General features: G+C 45.5%; 4 protein-coding genes and 1 pseudogene. 3 read left to right on the forward strand and 2 right to left on the reverse strand.

From position 1 onward, the window contains the following. Positions 1–726: 726 nt before the first annotated feature. A complete protein-coding gene (locus IO95_RS16995) occupies positions 727–1623 on the reverse strand; it encodes an SMP-30/gluconolactonase/LRE family protein (RefSeq protein ID WP_037386271.1) in 897 nt (298 codons plus the stop codon). A gap of 765 nt (positions 1624–2388) precedes the next feature. Between IO95_RS16995 and IO95_RS17000 the strand changes: the two genes are divergently transcribed. After that, positions 2389–2823 carry a DoxX family protein gene (locus tag IO95_RS17000; RefSeq protein WP_023492414.1) on the forward strand — a complete coding sequence of 145 codons (435 nt, stop codon included), beginning with the start codon at positions 2389–2391 and terminating at the stop codon, positions 2821–2823. Positions 2824–2865: 42 nt separating this feature from the next. Here IO95_RS17000 and IO95_RS17005 read toward each other — a convergent pair whose 3' ends face one another. Next, the gene (locus tag IO95_RS17005) at positions 2866–3615 is read right to left on the reverse strand and encodes a DsbA family protein (protein ID WP_023492415.1); all 750 of its coding nucleotides are present in this window, start codon (positions 3613–3615) and stop codon (positions 2866–2868) included. Positions 3616–3727: 112 nt separating this feature from the next. Here IO95_RS17005 and IO95_RS17010 point away from each other — a divergent pair, with 112 nt between their 5' ends. Next, positions 3728–4666: a LysR substrate-binding domain-containing protein gene (locus tag IO95_RS17010; protein ID WP_023492416.1), complete on the forward strand. Its 939-nt coding sequence runs from the start codon at positions 3728–3730 to the stop codon at positions 4664–4666. Between the two features lie 323 nt (positions 4667–4989). Continuing rightward, positions 4990–5414 (forward strand): annotated as a pseudogene (locus tag IO95_RS17015) (hypothetical protein); the annotation flags it as partial.

Raw genomic sequence — 5414 nt, forward strand, 5'->3', positions numbered from 1 at the left:
CATACTTGCTTAAACCAAGGTGGTTTATGCCAGTAATATCTATTATTTAGCGCATGGCGACTCATGATCAGAATAAAATATATTCAACCATGAGCGAATTACATATCGATCGAGCTTTAAGTCGAATCAAAGATAGAACAACAGAGATAATTGTTTATATAGGAAAAATCTTAATTAGACTCAAAGAATGCCATGCAGCGCGCTAAGCAATAATGGCATGCCTATCAAATGTACAATTATCGCCAAGTAACAATAATCCGATAGCAAAATAATAATACCTGGTCAAGCGCCAATTGGCCGAAAGGGATGATGAGTTGGCCCGTTCTCCAAAATGGCTCGGCACACTTCGCGAAGGACCTGAAAAGTAGAACAGATCGCCAAGATTCTGGGCATTGCACCCAAAGAGGTTAGGGAAATAATCAGTCAACTGGTATTTAACTCAAGGCACCGGTTTTTTTAGAGACAAAACTTTCAATAAAAGGAGATCTGAAATGACATCAAAATCGGCAAACCATCAACCAACAGAGTGACGTGAACGCACTGTAAAAATCTCAAGTGTATGCTCTCAATTTCCGCCAACAGCAGAGCATGACGGAACTCACCTGTATTCCGTCATACTGAAAATCGTTTAGCCATCGCTTAGCCGTTGTTATGGTAGAAACGTTATGGCAGAAATGAACACAGCATTGTTTAACGCGGTACAATCTGTTTTTTGCTGCTACCTCATCAGCCTGCGCTAATGAGCGACACTTGATTTCCCAATAGTAGCGGAATGGCCAGTGTGTTCCGTTTTGAGTCGTAGCCAAGAGATGCCGGCGAACTGAGGTTTTCGGCATACAATGAAACTTTGCCATCCTTGATCCTATAAACGCCTTCCCCTGCCCAACTGGTTACAAACAATGTTCCCGTTTTGGAGAATGCGATCCCATCAAGGCGGCCATGGGGCAATTTGATATATTCCTGTACCGTACCGTCATTCTGCATCACGAATACTCCCCCACCTTTGGTTACAAAATAGACGTGATCATCGGGGGATATGGCTATGCCGTTGGGGTTATCTAAATGCACCCCCGATGCTAAACGAATAATTTTACCTTGCCCGTCGATTTTGTAGATGGCATCTGTACCCGTGGGGATAAATTTGTTTTTATCTTTGGTCTCTTTATCCTGGTTGAACAAGATGCCGCTATCGGTAACGTATAAATTGCCTTGGCTATCTATAGCAATATCGTTGAGCATAGATGCTTGGTGAATGACGTATTCTCCTACCAACTCTCTTGTGGTCAGGTCAAAACCCTTTACCGTATTGTAGTCGGTCATCCACAATATGTTATTCCCTACCGCCATGCCTGCCGGAGCGTGAAGTACGACCCCGTTTTTTCCCCCCTCAATCCACTTCAATTCCAAAATTGATCCGTCGGGTGCCATCTTGCTGACAAACCCGTCATTGGACAAATCACCATTAGGGCCGTTCATGTTTGAAACAAAATAAACGTCCTGGCTAGGGCTGTAGGATACTGATTCCGGAGATAACAACTCGGTATCGGGTTTCTGGGGAGACTGCGCTGCTAAAGGCATACTGAGGCAAAACAAAAGGCCTAGGAATACATTTTTGATCATCATCTCTCATTCTCTTTGATTGATTTTCACTCGATTATATTTGCGTAGATAAGTTAGTAAAGTTTCACATTTCGCTTGGTTAGGCAACCAATCGTTAACATTGTTCCACATGCCACCATCCCTTACATTGCTGAGGTTGATATCGTCCTTTACGTATCATTTGAATCAGTTCGATGCCAGCCAAGATCGTCTACACCCATTGCAACAATTTGAATCCTCGATTTCCTCGCGGTCCTGTTCTGCCTCTGGATACGTTGGAAAAAATTGAGGCGTTGTTACCCTGGAACGTTGACTTTGCCTCTTTTTCAAAAAATGTGCGCAATATGAATAGGACAAGTGCGCCGATTTAACGGCGATTACAGAAGTTCCATCTAACAGGCAATGCGCCATTTTCAGAATACGATTGTACAAAACCTTAGAAGCGAATCGCATTTGACCGCTAATTACTGCCGTTCACACACTATCTGCAGAGGTTCCTATGATTAAAAACCGAGCTATCCTTTGGCTTTTCTCAAAAAACCACATAGTTAACAAGCTGTTCTACCGCTACGTCTAACATGCCGATAGCATCAGTTGCCCTTCAGTTTCGAATCATTACTCGCTCCCCGAGTCCGAGCCCACCTGACCTCCACTCTTTTTCATTTACAACAAAAAAGGGGCATACACTGCTAGAAATGACCTTCTGATAATTTTCCTAACCCTCCCACCCGTAAAGAGGTATTATTCTGCATAATTTATGTTTGCGTGGAAGAAAAGGAAGAAACAGAAATGATCAAATCATTGTTAGGCTTAGTAAATAAATCACTGAATCATGAAGATGCTGGCAAACTTCTGTTACGGATTACGGTAGGCGGCCTGATGCTGTTCCACGGATTACATAAGCTATTTTACGGCGTGGAAGGGATCAGCGGTATGCTAATCGCAAAAGGGTTTCCCGGTTTTATCGCCTATGGCGTACTGATTGGTGAAGTCGTGGCACCCTGCCTGATTATCGTTGGCATCTTGACCCGCCCAGCGGCACTTTTGCTGGCATTTACCATGATTATCGCGTGGCTGATGGTGGGTACCGGTAAAACCTTCCAACTTGATGCGGTTGGTGCTTGGGCGATTGAAAGCCTGGTCTATTACTTTATCAGCTCGTTAACCGTGGCGTTTCTTGGTGCAGGTCGTTATTCACTGGCCAAGGACCCCGCCTGGCGGTAACACCATTCCCTCTCACATTTACGGGAGAGGGAAAGTCTATCCTCATCTAGATGGTCTCTCATTCGAGGGGCCTTGCAGTTCCTCTTCCAGCCGCGTAATCAATGCGTCATAGCTAATGTAACCGGAGGCAAGCAGACTGGTTTCACCGTTTTGTTCCAGTAGAATACTCGGGAACCCGCGTACCCCCCAACGGCGAGTCAGTGCGAACTGTTGCAACGTCGCTTGAATAGCCTGTGAAGAAAGAAATTCTGCCCGAAAATCTTCATATCTGATACCTACCTTCTGGCAAAGGTCAGCGTAAAACTCGACCTCTTTTGGATCAAAACCATCAACATAAAATTTTTGCTGGATGTCAGAGAAAAATGTCAGAACGGTATTGTAGCGATCCGGTTGCTTTAAAAGCAGGTTCGACACGGTAACCACAGCTCTGCAAGCGGGTTCTGTGTCATAATTGAAGTCGCTTCTTTCCAACAAACTAAACCCGAAAGGCTGACCGGTAGTACGTTGAATTTGCTCCCATTCGTGGCGTAAAAATGTTTTGAAAGTGGTATTCCACTCATCGCCACCACCAGCACGCAACCCACCCACAGTCACGGTAAAATCAAGTCTATTTTGGGCGCAATATGCGGCCAATTGCTTGAGTGTTGGCGCAATACCCCAGCACCAGGAGCACATAGGGTCACCAATATAACGCACCTTCACGTCAGATTGCTCTTGCAGCATAGCAGGCACACTTTCTGTTTGTGTCTCCGGTAAAACACAGGTTCCTGATAACGGGTCGCACTTGAACATGGTTTTGACTCCATAGAGGTAAAAGCAAAGTTGGATGCAGCTGATATTAATTGGGATGAGTTTTAAATAGAATGACCAATAAATTTAACCAACTGTTCAGGATTTACGAACAATGGACAAGCTGACAGCGATGGCGACTTTCATTACCGTGGTGGACTCGGGAAACTTTACGCGAGCCGCCGCCATGCTGAATTTGCCCAAAGCGCGGGTATCGCAACGGGTTGCTGATTTAGAATCAGCGTTAGGCGTCAGGCTGCTACATCGAACGACTCGGGTTCTGAATCTGACAGAGGATGGCCGGGCCTATCTTGAGCAATGTCGTCATATTCTCAGGGAAATCGACGAACTGGAGGATAGCCTGAAAGGCACCACTCGGGTTCCAGAAGGCAATCTCCGTGTCGACGCCCTTGCCTCGATTGCGCGCTGGGTGATTGCCCCCCATCTCCATAAATTTCAGAAGATGTATCCCAATATTACCCTGCGTTTCGGGAGTAGTGACCGCATCAGCCATTTGCTTGAAGAGGGAATCGATTGTGCCATCAGAGGTGGGAAGCTGGAAAATTCATCCATGATCGCCAGGCATGTGGCCGATGTTTATCTCGGCTTGTACGCAGCACCGGCTTTTTTGAAGTCTGAAAAACCCATTCGAGCACCTGAAGATCTTATCTGCCAGCCACGCCTCAGTTGGTTTGGCTCCCGTGAAGGAGAGCGCTTTGTTTGGCAACTGGCTCAGGGAGTGCATCAAGCCACTCTCCCGGAACCGGATACTATGCTATTTGATGATCCCAACGTCGCGCTCACTGCCTGTATGGCGGGCGCAGGTATCTGCCCTGCTGCCCCCTTTGCTGTCGAATCTTATGTGCGCAACGGCTTACTGGTGCCAGTATTACCTGAATGGCACTTCAAGCCTCGCCCTATTCATATTATTTACCCGAGTAAAAAGCATTTGTCCGCACGAATACGCTGTTTCGTCGATTGGTCTTTGGAACTGATGCAGCAAAACAACAGCCTGCATTTAACACCTATTGAATTAACACGTAATTTAGACTAAAGCCGGGGTAACCATAAAACTGAACGAATAGATAAAATTCTCGGCATGGCACCCAGCGCAGTTGAGAAAGTAATGTCTCCATCCATCATGCAGCCTAATCATTCACCACAGAAGATCAGCAGCCCCTGAATTATTCAGAATATTCTTATTCTCTTGTGATACCCTCATCAGCGACAATGATAGTTATTTTATTAGTCCGATGTCTACATTTTGACCAATTCTCCACGTAGCGTGCGATATCTGTTTCCACCAAGGGATGCCAGAGAACCATCACGGAGCAAAGGTTAGAACATCATTAAAATATCAAATGGAGTTAGAAAGTTATGGAAAAAACGATAGTTTTGGCTGTTAACAATAGCGAAGGGAAAACCCGTTTATTAACCGCGAATGCCAACAATGCAGTTAAAGTTAAATTAATTCACGGTAATAAATACGTCTTAAAGAATCTAGGCAACGATTTTGCTCCCGAGAACGTGACTTTAGTTCGTGTCGGCAAGGCGTTGCACGTGATCCAGGAAGGGGACACACAAGCCAGTATTATTATTGAAGACTACTTTAATGGTGAAGCCAACAACCCGGTGTTACTGGGAATGGCTGAAGATGGCCAGCTGTATGCCTATGTTCCCTTGTCCGGGGAAGGCTATGAACACGGCTATCTCTTTACTGATGGTCAGTCATCGCCTGTCGCATTAGGCGGCCCATCTCAAGGCAGTGGTGAAGGCATTTTTGTCGCTTCTGATGATAATCA

Source organism: Serratia sp. DD3 (assembly GCF_000496755.2).